General features: G+C 70.9%; 17 protein-coding genes. 2 read left to right on the top strand and 15 right to left on the bottom strand.

All coding sequences use genetic code 11. The annotated features are described in order from the left end of the window. Positions 1–148: 148 nt before the first annotated feature. From metK to pyrR, 12 genes are all read right to left on the bottom strand, one after another. A complete protein-coding gene (gene metK / locus ABZW17_RS31390; protein ID WP_354822500.1) occupies positions 149–1,351 on the bottom strand; it encodes a methionine adenosyltransferase in 1,203 nt (400 codons plus the stop codon). A 93-nt stretch (positions 1,352–1,444) separates the two neighbouring features. Continuing rightward, positions 1,445–2,665: a bifunctional phosphopantothenoylcysteine decarboxylase/phosphopantothenate--cysteine ligase CoaBC gene (gene coaBC / locus ABZW17_RS31385; protein WP_354822328.1), complete on the bottom strand. Its 1,221-nt coding sequence runs from the start codon at positions 2,663–2,665 to the stop codon at positions 1,445–1,447. Further along, complete coding sequence (gene rpoZ, locus ABZW17_RS31380) at positions 2,658–2,927, bottom strand: DNA-directed RNA polymerase subunit omega (RefSeq protein ID WP_003096400.1); 270 nt, start codon at positions 2,925–2,927, stop codon at positions 2,658–2,660. The genes coaBC and rpoZ overlap by 8 nt, the downstream gene beginning before the upstream one ends. After that, entirely contained in the window at positions 2,924–3,577 is a 654-nt protein-coding gene (gene gmk, locus ABZW17_RS31375) for a guanylate kinase (RefSeq protein WP_354822326.1), read from the bottom strand. Before gmk ends, rpoZ begins: the two co-directional genes overlap by 4 nt. Beyond that, entirely contained in the window at positions 3,574–3,891 is a 318-nt protein-coding gene (mihF, locus tag ABZW17_RS31370; RefSeq protein WP_013224622.1) for an integration host factor, actinobacterial type, read from the bottom strand. Before mihF ends, gmk begins: the two co-directional genes overlap by 4 nt. Before the next feature lie 107 nt (positions 3,892–3,998). Beyond that, the gene (pyrF, locus tag ABZW17_RS31365; RefSeq protein ID WP_354822324.1) at positions 3,999–4,847 is read right to left on the bottom strand and encodes an orotidine-5'-phosphate decarboxylase; all 849 of its coding nucleotides are present in this window, start codon (positions 4,845–4,847) and stop codon (positions 3,999–4,001) included. Further along, positions 4,844–8,158 carry a carbamoyl-phosphate synthase large subunit gene (gene carB / locus ABZW17_RS31360; protein WP_354822322.1) on the bottom strand — a complete coding sequence of 1,105 codons (3,315 nt, stop codon included), beginning with the start codon at positions 8,156–8,158 and terminating at the stop codon, positions 4,844–4,846. The genes pyrF and carB overlap by 4 nt, the downstream gene beginning before the upstream one ends. Further along, positions 8,158–9,279, bottom strand: a complete 1,122-nt coding sequence (gene carA, locus ABZW17_RS31355; RefSeq protein ID WP_354822320.1) for a glutamine-hydrolyzing carbamoyl-phosphate synthase small subunit — start codon at positions 9,277–9,279, stop codon at positions 8,158–8,160. The genes carB and carA overlap by 1 nt, the downstream gene beginning before the upstream one ends. Beyond that, positions 9,276–9,770, bottom strand: coding sequence for a transporter (locus tag ABZW17_RS31350; protein ID WP_354822318.1), 495 nt, complete (start codon positions 9,768–9,770; stop codon positions 9,276–9,278). Before ABZW17_RS31350 ends, carA begins: the two co-directional genes overlap by 4 nt. Next, the gene (locus tag ABZW17_RS31345; protein ID WP_354822316.1) at positions 9,770–11,056 is read right to left on the bottom strand and encodes a dihydroorotase; all 1,287 of its coding nucleotides are present in this window, start codon (positions 11,054–11,056) and stop codon (positions 9,770–9,772) included. Before ABZW17_RS31345 ends, ABZW17_RS31350 begins: the two co-directional genes overlap by 1 nt. Beyond that, positions 11,053–11,985 (bottom strand): aspartate carbamoyltransferase catalytic subunit, encoded by a 933-nt coding sequence (locus tag ABZW17_RS31340; RefSeq protein WP_354822314.1) that lies wholly within the window; start codon positions 11,983–11,985, stop codon positions 11,053–11,055. Before ABZW17_RS31340 ends, ABZW17_RS31345 begins: the two co-directional genes overlap by 4 nt. After that, entirely contained in the window at positions 11,982–12,581 is a 600-nt protein-coding gene (gene pyrR / locus ABZW17_RS31335; protein WP_354822312.1) for a bifunctional pyr operon transcriptional regulator/uracil phosphoribosyltransferase PyrR, read from the bottom strand. Before pyrR ends, ABZW17_RS31340 begins: the two co-directional genes overlap by 4 nt. Positions 12,582–12,829: 248 nt before the next feature. Between pyrR and ABZW17_RS31330 the strand changes: the two genes are divergently transcribed. After that, on the top strand, positions 12,830–13,318 hold the full coding sequence (locus tag ABZW17_RS31330; protein WP_003096372.1) for a helix-turn-helix domain-containing protein: 489 nt from the start codon (positions 12,830–12,832) through the stop codon (positions 13,316–13,318). Positions 13,319–13,421: 103 nt separating this feature from the next. Here the strand turns inward: ABZW17_RS31330 and nusB are convergent, their stop codons facing one another. The 3 genes from nusB to ABZW17_RS31315 are packed head-to-tail and all read right to left on the bottom strand — an operon-like array spanning position 13,422 to position 15,575. Then, on the bottom strand, positions 13,422–13,877 hold the full coding sequence (gene nusB / locus ABZW17_RS31325; protein WP_103354797.1) for a transcription antitermination factor NusB: 456 nt from the start codon (positions 13,875–13,877) through the stop codon (positions 13,422–13,424). Beyond that, positions 13,877–14,440, bottom strand: coding sequence for an elongation factor P (gene efp, locus ABZW17_RS31320; protein ID WP_354822310.1), 564 nt, complete (start codon positions 14,438–14,440; stop codon positions 13,877–13,879). Before efp ends, nusB begins: the two co-directional genes overlap by 1 nt. Positions 14,441–14,486: 46 nt before the next feature. Continuing rightward, the gene (locus tag ABZW17_RS31315; RefSeq protein ID WP_354822308.1) at positions 14,487–15,575 is read right to left on the bottom strand and encodes an aminopeptidase P family protein; all 1,089 of its coding nucleotides are present in this window, start codon (positions 15,573–15,575) and stop codon (positions 14,487–14,489) included. Positions 15,576–15,643: 68 nt separating this feature from the next. On the opposite strand from ABZW17_RS31315, the gene ABZW17_RS31310 reads away from it, so the two are divergent. Beyond that, the gene (locus tag ABZW17_RS31310) at positions 15,644–16,063 is read left to right on the top strand and encodes a B-4DMT family transporter (RefSeq protein ID WP_354822306.1); all 420 of its coding nucleotides are present in this window, start codon (positions 15,644–15,646) and stop codon (positions 16,061–16,063) included. Positions 16,064–16,183 lie beyond the last annotated feature (120 nt).

Raw genomic sequence — 16,183 nt, 5'->3', positions numbered from 1 at the left:
ACACCCCCACCCCCCCCACCACCCACCCGTGCCGTTCTTGTTTTTCCTGGTATTCCCAAACACCCCAACCCCGCCTTACCACTCACGACCAGCCGGGGACGAGGAAAGGCCGTCCCCCGGTGGGGAACGGCCTTTCTTCGTGCGTGCGTCAGGCGCCCGCCGCGGCCTTGAGGGCCTCGGCGCGGGCCGTGCTCTCCCACGGCAGCCCCAGCTCGGGGCGGCCGAAGTGGCCGTACGCCGCCGTCGGGGCGTAGATCGGGCGGAGCAGGTCGAGGTCGCGGATGATCGCCGCCGGCCGGAGGTCGAAGACCTCGGTGATGGCCTGCTGGATCTTCGACGGGTCGACCGTCTCGGTGCCGAACGTCTCGACGAACAGGCCGACCGGGGCCGCCTTGCCGATCGCGTACGCGACCTGGACCTCGGTCCGCTGGGCCAGGCCCGCGGCGACGACGTTCTTGGCCACCCAGCGCATCGCGTACGCCGCGGACCGGTCGACCTTGGACGGGTCCTTGCCGGAGAACGCGCCACCACCGTGGCGGGCCATGCCGCCGTAGGTGTCGACGATGATCTTGCGGCCGGTCAGGCCGGCGTCGCCCATCGGGCCGCCGATGACGAACCGGCCGGTCGGGTTGACCAGCAGGCGCGCGTTCGACGTGTCGATGCCCAGGCTCTCGATCTCCGGGCCGACGACGTGCTCCTTGACGTCGACGCTGAGCATCCGCTCGAGGTCGATGCCGTCGGCGTGCTGCGAGGAAACGACGACCGTGTCGAGGCGGACCGGCTGGTCACCGGCGTACTCGATGGTGACCTGGGTCTTGCCGTCCGGGCGCAGGTACGGCAGCACGCCGTCCTTGCGGACCGCGGTCAGCCGCTTCGACAGGCGGTGGGCCAGCGCGATCGGCAGCGGCATCAGCTCGGGGGTGTCCGAGCAGGCGTAGCCGAACATCAGGCCCTGGTCGCCGGCGCCCTGGCGGTTGATCTCGTCCTCGTCCGACTCGACCCGCGACTCGTACGCGGTGTCGACGCCCTGGGCGATGTCGGGCGACTGCGAGCCGATGGCGACGTTGACGCCGCAGGAGTTGCCGTCGAAGCCCTTGGCGGAGGAGTCGTAGCCGATCTTGAGGATGACGTCGCGGACGATCGTCGGGATGTCGGCGTAGGCCTCGGTGGTCACCTCGCCGGCCACGTGCACCTGGCCGGTGGTGATCAGGGTCTCGACCGCGACGCGGCTGCGCGGGTCCTTCGACAGCAGGCCGTCGAGGATCGAATCGCTGATGGCGTCACAAATCTTGTCGGGGTGCCCTTCGGTCACCGACTCCGAGGTGAACAATCTGCTGCTAGACGCGGTCACGGTGGCCGTCACTTCCTCACCTAGACGTCGGATGCCCGGAAACTTAGGCACCCCTTACCAGTGCAAGCGTACTGACTATCGCTCTAGGGACGGTCAACGCTTCATGAAGCTCACAACAGCGTCCCACACCGTGGACGCAAGTTCGGCTTTCTGCGCGAGAGGTAGGGGTTTTTCCGTGGCATCGGCTCCCAGGAGCCAGCCCGAATTGTCCTCGGTGCCGAACGCCTTGCCGTCCCCGACGGCGTTGACGACCAGCAGATCCGCGCCCTTCCGCTTCAGTTTCGCGCGGGCGTGGTCGAGGACGCTGCCGTGGTCGTCGCCGGTTTCCGCGGCGAATCCCACGACGACCTGCCCGGGACGCCGGTTTTGCACGAGTTCCGCGAGAATGTCGGCGTTGCGGGCGAGGGTGATGACCGGGTCCGGCCGGTCGTCCGACTTCTTGATCTTGTGCTCGGCCCGGTCGGCCGGCCGGAAGTCGGCGACGGCGGCGGCCATCACGACGACGTCCGCGGACCGGGACGCCGCGTGCACGGCCTGCCGCAGCTCCTCGGCCGTCGAGACGTGCTCGACCGTCGCACCCGCCGGGTCCGGCAGCGCGACCGTGTGCGCGGTGACCAGGGTGACGTCGGCACCGCGCTGGGCGGCCACGCGGGCGAGCGCGTAGCCCTGCTTGCCGGACGAGCGGTTGCCCAGGTAGCGGACGGGGTCCAGGGGCTCACGGGTGCCGCCCGCGGAGACGACCACCCGGACGCCTTCGAGGTCGCGCGGGAGGGCGTCGGGCCGGGCCAGCAGCAGCTTCGCGAGGTCGACGATCTCGGCCGGGTTCGCCAGCCGGCCCTTGCCGGTGTCGACGCCGGTGAGGCGACCCGAGTCGGGCTCGGTGACGACCATGCCGCGCGAGCGCAGCAGGGCCACGTTGTCGCGGGTCGCCGGGTGCTCCCACATCTCCGTGTGCATCGCCGGGAAGAAGGCGACCGGGCACCGGGCGGTGAGCAGGGTGTTCGTCAGCAGGTCGTCCGCGAGGCCGTGGGCGGCCTTGGCGAGCAGGTTCGCCGTGGCCGGGACGACCAGGACGAGATCGGCCTCCTTGCCGACGCGGACGTGCTGGACCTCGGGCACCTCGGTGAACACACCCGTGTGCACCGGGTGGCCGGAGAGGGCTTCGAAGGTGGCCGCGCCGACGAAGTTCAGCGCGGCTTCCGTGGGGACCACGCGGACGTCGTGACCGGACTCGGTCAGCCCGCGCAGCACCTCACAGGCCTTGTAGGCGGCGATGCCGCCGCCCACGCCCAGGACGACGCGGGGTTTACTCACCCTCGGTGTGCTCGAGCAGGCCGCCGTGGATCTCGCGCAGCGCGATCGAGAGCGGCTTCTCGCGCGGGCCCGGCTCGACGAGCGGGCCGACGTACTCGAGCAGCCCCTCGCCCAGCTGGGCGTAGTAGTCGTTGATCTGGCGGGCGCGCTTGGCCGAGTAGATCACCAGCGCGTACTTCGAGCTGACCTTTTCGAGCAGGTCGTCGATCGGCGGGTTGGTGATGCCCTCGAGCTCTTCGGTCAGGATGGCCTGGGTGGTCACTCGTGGTGCTCCGCATCTTCGGAAGACTGATCAGTAATCAAGTTTAGCAAGTGCTCGGCGGCCTCCCGCACGTCGGCGTTGACGAGGCGGTGGTCGAACTCCCCCGCCGCCGCCAGCTCGCGCTCCGCCTCGGCCAGCCGGGCCTGCACGGCGGCCTCGTTCTCGGTGCCGCGCCCGGTCAGCCGGCCGACCAGTTCCTCCCACGACGGCGGCATCAGCATCACCAGCCGGGCCTCCGGCATGGCCGCGCGGACCTGGCGGGCGCCCTGCAGCTCGATCTCCAGGACGGCCGGGCGGCCCTCGGCGAGGGCCTTCTCGACCGGCTCGCGGGGCGTGCCGTAGCAGTTGCCGGCGAACTCGGCCCACTCCAGCAGCCTGCCGTCGGCGACCATCGCGTCGAACTCCGCGCGGTCCACGAAGTGGTAGTGCGCCCCGTCGACCTCACCGGGGCGCGCCTTGCGCGTGGTGACCGAGACGCTGAACCAGACGTCGGGCTCCAGCTTCCGCAGCTCACCCACCACGCTCGACTTCCCGACCCCCGAAGGCCCCGATACGACGGTGAGCCGGTGCCGGGGGAAGTCCCCCGCCACCGGCTCACCACCGCGGTCGGAACCCGGGTTCACCGGGTAGTCACGACCGGCGCCGTTCACTCGCCGCTGAACTCCGCCAGCAGCGCCTTGCGCTGCCGGTCGCCGAGGCCGCGAAGGCGACGGCTGGGGGCGATCTCCAGTCGTTCCATGGTCTGCTGCGCGCGGACCTTGCCGACGCCCGGGAGGGCCTCGAGCAGAGCCGAAACCTTCATCTTGCCGAGGACTTCGTTCTCCTCGGCCTGCTTCAGCACGTCGACCAGAGTGGTACCGCCCCGCTTCAGCCGCTCCTTCAGCTCAGCACGGATCTTGCGAGCGGCGGCGGCCTTCTCCAGCGCCGCAGCGCGCTGTTCCTCTGTCAGCTGGGGAAGTGCCACGTTTTCCTCCGGTAGTTCTCAAAACTGGGTGGGTGACGCGACGGTACCCACCCGTGAGCACCGGCCACAATGCGGGGGTGCCTGGTGGGACCCCGTTCCGGGCCCTGCTATTGGCCGTTTTCCTGCGGGTCGGCCAGCAGTTCGGCGACCCGTTCGACCGCTTGGCGCAAAGCCCGTTGCTCCGGACCGTGCTTCAGGATGTCCCGGGACGACGCGGGCAGGACACCCGGCAGCGACCGGCCGAAAACCGCCCGCAAATCGGCCACAGTGGCTCCCTGGGCGCCGAAACCGGGGGCCAGCACCGGACCGTTCAGCCGCGAGAGGTCGAGCTCCCCCGGCGGAACGGTGGCCCCGACGACGACACCCACATCGCCGAACGGTTCCGCGCCTGCGTTGAGTGCCGCCGCCGAATCGACGATCGCCTGCGCGACCGTGCGCCCGTCGGGCAGCTTCGCGTTCTGCACCTCGCCCGCTTCCGGGTTCGAAGTCCGGGCAAGCACGAAGATGCCGCGGCCCGCCGAGGCGGCCGTGGCGGCGCAGGCGTCCAGCGAGCCGAAGCCGAGGTACGGCGAGACGGTGACGGCGTCGGCCGCGATCGCCGCGCCGTCGGCGACGTAGGCGGCGGTGTAGGCCGCCATCGTGGAGCCGATGTCGCCGCGCTTGACGTCCAGCAGCACCAGCGCACCCGCGTCACGGGCGGTTTCCACGACCCGTTCGAGCACCCGGACACCGGCGGCGCCGAAACTTTCGAAGAACGCCGACTGCGGCTTCACGATCGCCGTGTGCGCCGCCAGGACCTCCGTGGCGGACAGCGCGAACCGTTCCAGGCCCGAGACGTCCACCGGGAGCCCCCACGCCTCGATCAGGCCCGGGTGGGGGTCGATCCCGGCGCACAGCGGGCCGCGGGCCGCGACGGCCTTGGCCAGCCGCGCCCCGAACCGCTCTCCGCCGCTCACGACTTCGCCTTCAGCGCCGCCTGGAGCTCCTGCAGCGACCGGACGCCGATGTCCCCGCGGATCAGCGCCTCGATGCCGTGCACGGCCGCCGCGGCGCCCTGGACGGTCGTCACGCACGGGATGTCGCGGGACACCGCCGCGGTGCGGATTTCGTAGCCGTCGACGCGCGGACCGCTGTTCCCGTAGGGGGTGTTGATCACCATGTCGACATCCCCGTTGAGGATGACGTCCACGATGTTCGGCTCGGCTTCGGTCGAGCCTTCGTAGTGCTTGCGCACCACCGTGCACGGGATCCCGTTGCGCCGCAGCACTTCCGCGGTGCCGGAGGTGGCGAGGATCTCGAAGCCGAGGTCCGCCAGCCGCTTCACCGGGAACACCAGCGAGCGCTTGTCGCGGTTGGCGACCGAGACGAACACGCGCCCGGACGTCGGCAGCGAGCCGTACGCGCCGCTCTGCGACTTGGCGAACGCCTTGCCGAAGGAGACGTCGACGCCCATCACCTCGCCGGTGGACTTCATCTCCGGGCCCAGCAGCGAGTCGACGCCGTGGCCCTCGGGGGTGCGGAAGCGGTGGAAGGGCAGCACGGCTTCCTTGACCGCGACCGGCGAGTCGGCCGGCATCCGCCCGCCGTCGCCCTCGGCCGGCAGGACGCCGCTTTCGCGCAGGTCCTTGACCGTCGAGCCGGTCATGATCAGTGCGGCGGCCTTGGCCAGCGGCACCGCCGTCGCCTTGGACACGAACGGCACCGTCCGCGACGCGCGCGGGTTGGCCTCCAGGACGTACAGGACGTCGTCCTTGAGCGCGTACTGGACGTTCAGGAGGCCCCGGACGCCCACGCCGCGGGCGATCGCCTCGGTGGAGCGGCGGACGGCCTGCAGGTCCGTGTGGCCGAGCGTGATCGGCGGCAGCGCGCACGAGGAGTCACCGGAGTGGATGCCGGCCTCCTCGATGTGCTCCATGACGCCGCCGAGGTAGAGCTCCTCGCCGTCGAACAGCGCGTCGACGTCGATCTCGATGGCGTCGTCGAGGAACCGGTCGACGAGCACCGGGTGCTCGGGGTTGATCTCCGTGGCGCGGCTGATGTACCCGGCGAGGGTCTCCTCGTCGTAGACGATCTCCATGCCGCGCCCGCCCAGGACGTAGGACGGCCGGACGAGGACCGGGTAGCCGATCTCGTCGGCGATCCGCTTGGCGCCCTCGAACGACGTCGCCGTGCCGTAGCGCGGGGCGGGCAGGCCGGCGTCGGTGAGGACCTCGCCGAACGCGCCGCGGTCCTCGGCCAGGTGGATGGCCTCCGGCGGGGTCCCGACCACCGGGACACCGGCGTCGGCGAGCTTCTTCGCCAGGCCGAGCGGGGTCTGGCCGCCGAGCTGGACGATGACGCCGGCGACCGTGCCCGACGCCTGCTCGGCGTGCACGACCTCGAGGACGTCCTCGAAGGACAGCGGCTCGAAGTACAGCCGGTCGGACGTGTCGTAGTCGGTGGAGACGGTTTCCGGGTTGCAGTTGACCATGACGGCCTCGAACCCGGCCTCCCGCAACGCGATCGCCGCGTGCACGCAGGAGTAGTCGAACTCGATGCCCTGGCCGATCCGGTTCGGGCCGGAGCCGAGGATGAGCACCTTCGGCTTGTCACTTTGGACGGCCACTTCGGACTGTGCGTCGGGATCCGACTCGTAGGCCGAGTAGTGGTAAGGGGTCTTGGCTGCGAACTCGGCCGCGCAGGTGTCGACGGTCTTGAACACCGGCCGCACGCCGAGGCGGTGGCGCAGCGCGCGGACGCCGTCCTCGCCCGCCAGTTCCGGCCGCAGCGCGGCGATCTGGCGATCCGACAGGCCGGTGCGCTTGGCGCGCCGGAGCAGATCGCCGTCCAGCACGGGCGCGTCGCGGACTTCGGCGCCCACTTCGCCGATCAGGGCGATCTGGTCGACGAACCACGGGTCGATGCCGCTCGCTTCGTGCACCTGCTCGACGGTGGCGCCGAGCCGCAGGGCACGCTCCACTTCGTACAGCCGGCCTTCCTTCGGCGTGCGCAGCGAGTCCAAAGTGGACTCCAGCGTCGCACCTGCGGGGTCGGGCAGCGTCCAGAACCCGGTCGCCTTGGTCTCGATCGACCGCATGACCTTGCCGAGCGCCTCGGGGAAGCTGCGCCCGAACGACATCGCCTCGCCGACGCTCTTCATCGTCGTGGTCAGCGCCGGGTCCGCGCCGGGGAACTTCTCGAAGGCGAACCGCGGCATCTTCACGACGACGTAGTCCAAAGTGGGCTCGAACGCGGCCGGCGTCTCGCCGGTGATGTCGTTCCGGATCTCGTCGAGGGTGTAGCCGATGGCGAGCTTCGCGGCGATCTTGGCGATCGGGAAGCCGGTGGCCTTGCTCGCCAGGGCGCTGCTTCGCGAAACGCGCGGGTTCATCTCGATGACGACCATCCGGCCGTCACGCGGGTTGATCGCGAACTGGATGTTGCAGCCGCCGGTGTCGACGCCGACCTCGCGCAGCACGGCGATGCCGACGTCCCGCATCACCTGGTACTCGCGGTCGGTGAGGGTCATGGTGGGCGCGACGGTGACCGAGTCGCCGGTGTGCACACCCATCGCGTCGACGTTCTCGATCGAGCAGACGACCACGACGTTGTCGTGCTTGTCGCGCATCAGCTCGAGCTCGTACTCCTTCCAGCCGAGCACGCTCTCCTCGATGAGCACCTCGGTGACGGGGGACTCGGTGAGCCCGGTGGAGGCGAGCCGCTCGAGGTCCTCGGGCGTGTGCGCCATGCCGGACCCGAGCCCGCCCATGGTGAAGCTCGGCCGGATGACGACCGGGAGACCCAGTTCCTTGACGGTGTCGCGGACCTCGGCCATGTCGTGGCAGACGCGGCTGCGCGGCACCTCGGCGCCGATGGAGCGCACGATGTCCTTGAACTTCTGCCGGTCCTCACCGCGCTGGATGGCGTCGATGTCGGCCCCGATCAGCTCGACACCGTACTTGTCGAGCACGCCACGCTCGTGCAGCGCGACGGCGCAGTTGAGCGCGGTCTGCCCGCCGAGGGTCGCGAGGATCGCGTCAGGACGCTCCGCCGCGATGACCTTCTCGACGAAGTCGGGGGTCACCGGCTCGATGTAGGTGGCGTCGGCGAACTCGGGGTCGGTCATGATGGTGGCCGGGTTCGAGTTCACCAGGGAGACGCGCAGGCCTTCGCTGCGCAGCACCCGGCAGGCCTGGGTCCCGGAGTAGTCGAACTCCGCGGCCTGCCCGATCACGATCGGCCCGGAGCCGATCACCAGCACGTGCTGGATGTCCGTCCTCTTCGGCATCAGGCCTTCTTCTCCATGAGCGAAACGAAATCGTCGAACAGGGGGGCCGCGTCGTGCGGGCCGGCCGCGGCTTCGGGGTGGTACTGGACCGAAAACGCCGGGACGTCCAGTGCGCGGACGCCCTCGACCGTGTCGTCGTTGGGGCAGTAGTGGCTGATCTGCGCCGCCCCGAACGGGGACTCGAAGCGCTGGCCCGGTTCGCCTTCGAGGGCGAAACCGTGGTTCTGCGCCGTGATGGCCACCGACCGGGTCGCCACGTCGATCACCGGGATGTTGATGCCGCGGTGGCCGTAGCGCATCTTGTACGTGCCCAGGCCGAGCGCGCGGCCGAGGACCTGGTTGCCGAAGCAGATGCCGAACAGCGGGATCTCGCGGCCCAGCACCTGCTTGGTCAGCTCGGTCGCGTGCGTCGTCGTGGCCGGGTCGCCCGGGCCGTTGGACAGGAACACCCCGTGCGGCTCGATCGCCAGCAGTTCGTCCAAGGTGGACGTCGAGGGCAGCACGTGCACCTCGATGCCGCGCTTGACCATCTGGCGCGGGGTGTTGGACTTGATGCCCAGGTCCAGCGCCGCCACCCGGAAGCGCGGCTCGCCCTCGGGCGAGACCACGTACGGCTTCGGCGTCGAAACCTGGCCGGCCAGGTCGGCGCCCTCCATCTTCGGGCTGTCGAGCACCGAAGCGACCATCTCGTCGACCGTGCCCAGCGCGTCGCCGGAGAACACCCCGGCGCGCATCGCGCCGCGCTCGCGCAGGTAGCGCGTCAGCGAGCGGGTGTCGACCTCGGCGATGCCGACGATCCCCTGGCGCACCAGTTCTTCGTCCAGCGTCCGGCGGGAGCGCCAGTTGGACGGCGTGCGCGCGGGGTCGCGCACCACGTAGCCGTTGACCCAGATCTTCGAGGACTCGTCGTCCTCGTCGTTCCAGCCGGTGTTGCCGATCTGCGGCGCGGTCTGCACCACGATCTGCCCGTGGTAGGACGGATCAGTAAGCGTCTCCTGGTACCCGGTCATGCCGGTGCAGAACACCGCCTCGCCGAGCGTCCGGCCCTGCGCGCCGTAGGCAGCGCCGCGGAACACCCGGCCGTCTTCGAGTACCAGTGCGGCCTGAGCGCGCGCGTTCACTGGGCACCTCCCTTGATCTTGAGCTGTTCGATCCACTGTGGATAGTCGTCGAGGTCGTCGCCGCGGAAGCCGGTGTCCAGCTCCGTGTCGCCGAGCTGCCAGGTGATGACGAGCAGCGCGTCCGTGCCCATCACCTTCCCGGCGATCTTCCGGTCGCGCCGGACCCCGGTGACGGCGTCGCGCGGGATCCAGAAACCGGGCGCTCCCCCGCGTTCGACGGCGACACCGCCGTCGTGCAGGCGCCAGGCCGCGGAGGTCCGCAGGCCCGCGCCGCGGGTGACGACCCGGTTCTGCCACTCTCCCGCGAAGGTCGTGGCGAGGTACACGCCGGTGGACTCCAGCAGCACCTCGCCGGCGTCCCCGGGGACCGTGGGGAACGGTGGCACCTGCACGCTCTGCGAGCGCGCCTTGCGCCGCCAGCCGACGTACATGCCCCAGACGCAGAGCAGGAAGAAGGCGAAGATCGCCAGCACGAGCCAGAAGCGCTCCATCAGCAGATCTTCCCGTCCCGCGCGGTGATCCGCCCGCGCAGCAGCGTCGCGGTCACCACGCCGGGCAACCGCATTCCCTCGTACGGGGTGTTGGCCGCGATGCTGGCCAGCTCCGCGCCCCGGACCGTCCACTCGGCGTCCGGGTCCACCAGGGTCAGGTTGGCCGGCTCGCCGACCTCGATCGGCCGGCCCTGGTCGGCCAGGTTGCCGATCTCGGCGGGCCGCTCGCTCAGCACGCGGGCGACGCCGCGCCAGTCGAGCAGGCCGGTGCGGACCATCGTTTCGGCCACGATGGACAGTGCCGTCTGCAGCCCGAGCATGCCGGGCCGCGCGGCGGACCACTCGGTGTCCTTGTCCTGCACCGCGTGCGGCGCGTGGTCGGTGGCGACGCAGTCGATGGTCCCGTCGGCCAGCGCGGCCCGCAGCTTTTCCGCGTCCGACGACGTGCGCAGCGGCGGGTTCACCTTGTTGACCGGGTCGTAGGTGGCCAGGCGCTCGTCGGTGAGCAGCAGGTGGTGCGGCGTGACCTCGGCCGACACCTTCGTGCCGCGGTCCTTGGCCCAGCGCAGCACGTCCGCGGTGCCCGCCGTCGAGACGTGGCAGACGTGCAGCCGGGCGTTCGCGTGCCGCGCGAGCAGGCAGTCGCGGGCCACGATGGACTCTTCGGCGGCGGCGGGCCAGCCGGTGTAGCCGAGCCGGGCCGCGCGCTCGCCCTCGTGGGCCTGGGCGCCGACGGTCAGCCGCGGTTCTTCGGCGTGCTGCGCGATGACGACGTCGAGCGCGGTCGAGTACTCCAGCGCGCGGCGCATGAGCAGCGGGTCGGCGACGCACAGGCCGTCGTCGGAGAACACCTTCACCCGGGCCTGGGAGTTCGCCATCGTGCCCAGCTCGGCGAGCTTTTCGCCCTTGAGCCCGACGGTGACCGCGCCGACCGGGTGGACGTCGACCAGGCCGACCTCCTGCCCGCGCCGCCACACGTGGTCGACGATCACGGCGTTGTCGGCGACCGGGTCGGTGTTGGCCATGGCGAACACCGCGGTGTACCCGCCGAGCGCCGCCGCGGCCGAACCGGTCTCGATCGTCTCGGTGTCCTCGCGGCCGGGTTCGCGCAGGTGGGTGTGCAGGTCGACGAAGCCCGGCAGCAGCACCTGGCCGTTCGCCTCGACGACTTCGGCGTCTTCGGGTGCCTGGACGGCGCCGATCCCGGTGATCACGCCGTCCTCGACCAGGACGTCGACCGGGTCACCCTCGCCGTAGGGGCGGGCGCCCTTGATCAGGGTGCTCACGCGGCGGCTCCTTCGCTGGCCAGGAGGTGGTAGAGGACCGCCATGCGCACGTGGACGCCGTTGCGGACCTGTTCGGTGATGGCCGAGGCCGGGGAGTCGGCGACCGCGCTCGCGATCTCCATCCCGCGCAGCATCGGGCCGGGGTGCAGCACGACCGCGTGGCCGGGCAGCAGCTTCAACCGCTTTTCCGAGAGGCCGTACGCGATGGAGTACTCCCGCGCGGAGGGGAAGAACCCGCCGTGCATGCGCTCGGCCTGGACGCGCAGCATCATCACCGCGTCGACCGCGGGCAGTTCGGCGTCCAGGTCGTGCGAAACAGTCACCGGAAGGCTTTCGACGCCGTAAGGCAGCAACGTCGGCGGCGCGACGAGCACGACTTCCGCGCCGAGGCCGGAAAGCAGGTGGATGTTCGAGCGGGCGACGCGGCTGTGCAGGACGTCCCCGACGATGGCGATCCGGCGGTCCTTGAGCGAGCCGAGGCGCTCCCGCAGCGTGGCCGCGTCGAGCAGCGCCTGCGTCGGGTGCTCGTGGGTGCCGTCGCCGGCGTTGACCACCGACGTCCCGGGCTCGGCCAGCCAGCCGGCCAGCCGCTGGGCGGCGCCGCTGGCGGGGTGCCGGACGATCACGCAGTCGGCGCCCGCGGCGGCCAGCGTCAACGCCGTGTCGCGCAGGGATTCGCCCTTGTTGACCGAGGAACTGGAGGCGGAGACGTTGATCACGTCGGCGCTCATCCACTTGCCGGCGATCTCGAACGACACCCGGGTGCGCGTCGAGTTCTCGTAGAACAGGGTGATCACCGTGCGGCCGCGCAGCGTCGGCAGCTTCTTGACCTCGCGGCCGAGCAGGGTGTGCTTCAGCTCGTCGGCGGTGTCGAGCACGGCCGTGGCCAGCGCCGGGTCCAGGCCGTCGGTGGCGAGCAGGTGCTTCACGAGTCCTCTCCAGCAGCTTCCGATGGACGCAGCAGGACCGCGTCCCGGCCGTCGATTTCGGCCAGCAGGACGGACACGCCCTCGGTGCGGGCGGTCGGCACGTTCTTGCCCACGTAGTCCGCGCGGATCGGCAGCTCGCGGTGACCGCGGTCGACCAGCACGGCCAGCTGCACCGCGCGCGGGCGGCCGTGATCACGCAGGGCATCGAGCGCGGCCCGGATGGTCCGGCCGGAGAAGAGGACGTCGTCGACCAGGATCACGACGCGGTCGTCGATGCCGTCGGGCGGCAGCTGCGTCTGTTCGAGCGCGCGCGGCGGGCGGCGGCGGAGGTCGTCCCGGTAGAGGGTGACGTCGAGGGCGCCGGTGGGCGGGCGGACCCCGGAGAACTCGCCGATCTTGTCGGCGAGGCGGACGGCGAGCGGCGTGCCCCGGGACGGGATGCCGAGTAACACGGGCGGGGTAGTGCTCTCCGCACCGTTCGCGGTCTTTTCGATGACCTGATGGGCCATTCGGGCGATCGTGCGCGCGACATCGCCGGCCGTCAGGAGCTCGCGCTCCCCGGCCGAACCAGCCGCGTCACGCGGGCGTGACGACAAACCGGACTCCTTCCCCGCCTCACCGGACGGGTCCTTAAAGGACGTCTGTTCCCCTGCTGGTCGGGGCTTTCCCACCGACAGTAGCAGGCACTTTGCTCAGTCTTCCGGGTGGTGTGAGGTGATTCGCGACAAGCTCGCGCTTGACCTGGTGACAACAATGCGTAACCATTACTCTGAGTATTCGACTCAGCGAGTCCCCCGGCCCGGTCACCCCGACCGGGAGGGGGTGAAGAACGGAGAACGACCAGATGGGCGATTACGCCAAGGCGCTCGGGGCCAAGCTCCGCGGGATCCGCCAGCAGCAGGGCCTGTCCCTGCACGGGGTCGAGCAGAAGTCCGGTGGGCGCTGGAAGGCCGTCGTCGTCGGCTCGTACGAGCGTGGCGACCGCGCCGTCACCGTGCAGAAGCTGGCCGAGCTGGCCGACTTCTACGGTGTGCCGGTGGTCGAGCTGCTGCCCGAGGGCCGGGTCCCCTCCGGTGCCGAGCCCGCCACCAAGATCGTCATCAACCTGGAGCGCCTGCAGCAGCTGCCGGCCGAAAAGGTGGGCCCGCTGGCCCGCTACGCGGCGACGATCCAGAGCCAGCGCGGCGACTACAACGGCAAGGTGCTCTCGATCCGCACCGAGGACCTGCGGTCCCTGGCGATCATCTACGACATGACCCCGGGCGAGCTGACCGAGCAGCTCATCGACTGGGGTGTGCTCCCGCCGGAGGCGCGTCCTTCCAAGGAGGACTGATCGCCCGATGTGCTGCACCGACGAGGTGAGCGTTCCCCGGTGGGGCACCGGAGACGCTCACTGACTCGTCGGGGGGCCTCGCAGCACCCGGGTGGATCTTCGTTCAGAGCACCGCGCGCAGGCGGTCGGCGATCGTGCCGATCCGGCCCAGGACGCCGTTGACGAACCGCGGCGAGTCGTCCGTGGACAGTTCCTTCGCCAGGCCCACGGCCTCGTCGATCGCGACCGGGTCCGGCACGTCCTCGGCCCAGAGCAGCTCGTAGACCCCGACCCGCAGCACCGCGAGGTCGACCTTCGGCATCCGCTCCAGCGTCCAGCCCTGCGCGTGCTCGGCCAGCAGCTCGTCGATCCGGGCCTTCCGGCCGGTGACACCCTCGACCAGGCTGATCGTGTAGTCCGCGATCGGGTCGACCTCGGTCGCGCCCACGCGGTCGGCCAGCAGCGTCACCGCGTCGGTGTCGCGCTGCGCGGCCTCGTACAGCATTTCCACCGCGCGACGGCGCGCCTGCCTGCGGCTGATCGCGCCGCCGCGGTTCGGGTGGGGTTTCGACGTCGGCATCAGCTGGAGACGCGGCCCAGGTAACGGCCGTCGCGGGTGTCGACCTTGATCTTCTCGCCGGTGGACAGGAACAGCGGGACCTGGATCTCCGCGCCGGTCTCCAGCGTCGCCGGCTTGGTGCCGCCGGTGGAGCGGTCGCCCTGCAGGCCCGGGTCGGTGTGCTGGATGATGATCTCGACCGAGGTCGGGAGCTCGACGTAGAGCGCCTCGTTCTCGTGCACCGCGACCTGGACCTCGGTGTTCTCGAGCATGTAGTTGGCGTTGTCGCCGACGACCGCCGCGAGCACCGTGATCTGGTCGTAGGTGTCGCCGTCCATGAAGACGAAGTCGGCGCCGTCCTTGTACAGGTACGTCATGTTCCGGCGGTCCACCGTGGCCGTGTCGACCTTCGTGCCCGCGTTGAACGTCTTGTCGACCACCTTGCCGGTGAGCACGTGCTTGAGCGTGGTGCGCACGAAGGCGCCGCCCTTGCCCGGCTTGACGTGCTGGAACGCGGTGACGGTCCAGAGCTGGCCGTCCAGGTTGAGGACGAGCCCGTTCTTCAGGTCGTTGGTCGTGGCCACGAGCTTGCTGTCTCCTGTGTCGATCTTCCGGTGTTCGGGGCCGCCGTCAGACGACCACGAGGTTCTTGGTGCTCAGGGTGAGGAGTTCGGGCTCCCCAGCCCGCACGACGAGCGTGTCCTCGATGCGCACGCCACCGCGCCCCGCGAGGTACACGCCGGGCTCGACGGTGACCGCCATACCGGCGGCCAGTGTACCGACGCCCGTCGCGGCGAAGCTGGGCGCCTCGTGGATCTGCAGGCCGACGCCGTGCCCGAGACCGTGCGCGAAGTGCTCGCCGTGCCCGGCGTCCTTGATCACGTCGCGCGCGGCAGCGTCCACATGGGACACGTCGGCGCCCGGCACGACGGCGTCGACGCCCGCCGCCTGGGCGGTGTGCACGAGGTCGTACACCGCGCGCTGCCAGTCCGCCGGCTCGCCGAGGACGAAGGTGCGGGTCATGTCGGAGTGGTAGCCGTCGACGGTGGCGCCGAAGTCCAGCTTCACGAAGTCGCCGCGTTCGAGCTCGGCGTGCGTCGGCTGGTGGTGCGGGATGGCGGAGTGCGCGCCGGCGGCGACGATGGAGGCGAAACTGGGAGCGGACGAGCCGTGCTCCAGCATCCGGTTCTCCAGGTCACGGGCGATTTCCAGCTCGGTCCGCCCGGGCCGCAGACCCCCGGCGGCGAGCAGGTCGTCCAGCGCCCGGTCGGCGGCGGCGCACGCCTGGCGCAGCGCCTCGATCTCGGCCTCGTCCTTGAACTGGCGCAGCTGCTCGACCAGGCCGGGGGTCCGTTCGAGGGGCACCTGCCGCCTGAGGGCTTCGTAGGTCTCGACGCTGACGTGCTGGCTCTCGAACCCGAGCCGCCCGTAGGTCCGGCGGTCCCCGGCGGCCTTGGCCACGAGGGCGGCGGCGCTGGCCCGGTCGACGACGGTCTCGAGGTCGGGCACCTCGGCGGCCGCCTGGGTGGTGTAGCGGCCGTCGGTGCAGAAGAGCGTCTTGCCGTCGCCGTCGGCGTGCAGGAGCAGAGCGGCGTTGGAGCCGGTGAAGCCGGTGAGGTAGCGGATGTTGAGCAGGTCGGTGACCAGCAGCGCCTCGACACCGGCTCCGGTCAGGAGCCCGCGCACCGCACCGCGACGTCGTCCATGGGTTTCAGGCACCGGTCCACCCTAGTGCGCGAGCTCGCCGGGGGAAGCGACTCGCCAGTAGGCCGCCTACACTCCGCAGGATGAGCGCCTGGGTGATTCGCGGACTGGGGATGGCGGTGCTGCACGGCGCGGCCATCACGTTGCTGGCCAAGTACGCGGTCTACCACCCGACGGACCAGACGCTGGTGGTCTCGCTGGCCCTGGCGGTCCTGGTGGGGGCGGCGGCCCTGTGGAGCGCGGTGGACGCGTGGCGCGGCCTCCCCGACCGCGGCCGGGTCTGGTTCATCGCGGCGCTGGTGGCGGGCCCGGTGGCGGGGATCCTGTACGTGATCGGCCGCGCGGTGTTCGTGGACCAGACGGGCGTGTCCGAGCTGGGCGGAGCATTGACGGGCGGAGCGGCGTTCTCGGCGTTGCTGGTGCTGATCCCGGCGGGTCTGGGGTTGTTCGTGGGCGGCCGGCTGGGGCGGTCGCCCGAGTCCGGTGAGGAGCCGCGGGGTTAGTTCGCTGCCGCAGCTGGTCGTGGGGGGGTTTGGGGGGTGTTTAGGGGGGGGACAAACACACCCGCGCCGGCGCGGCCGGGCACCCCGGGGCCCCGCAGGGGTGCCGGCCACAAGGGCGCG

This window comes from Amycolatopsis sp. NPDC004625 (genome assembly GCF_040609695.1).
Lineage (GTDB): Bacteria > Actinomycetota > Actinomycetes > Mycobacteriales > Pseudonocardiaceae > Amycolatopsis.
Note: the sequence above shows the minus strand (reverse complement) of the source record. Positions and strands in the feature narration are given on the sequence as shown.

Coding starts and splice junctions, on each gene's coding strand:
- carB (WP_354822322.1), bottom strand. CDS start 8,158: ATGCCGAAGAGGACGGACATCCAGCACGTGCTGGTGATCGGCTCCGGG.
- ABZW17_RS31350 (WP_354822318.1), bottom strand. CDS start 9,770: ATGGAGCGCTTCTGGCTCGTGCTGGCGATCTTCGCCTTCTTCCTGCTC.
- ABZW17_RS31330 (WP_003096372.1), top strand. CDS start 12,830: ATGGGCGATTACGCCAAGGCGCTCGGGGCCAAGCTCCGCGGGATCCGC.
- nusB (WP_103354797.1), bottom strand. CDS start 13,877: ATGCCGACGTCGAAACCCCACCCGAACCGCGGCGGCGCGATCAGCCGC.
- ABZW17_RS31310 (WP_354822306.1), top strand. CDS start 15,644: ATGAGCGCCTGGGTGATTCGCGGACTGGGGATGGCGGTGCTGCACGGC.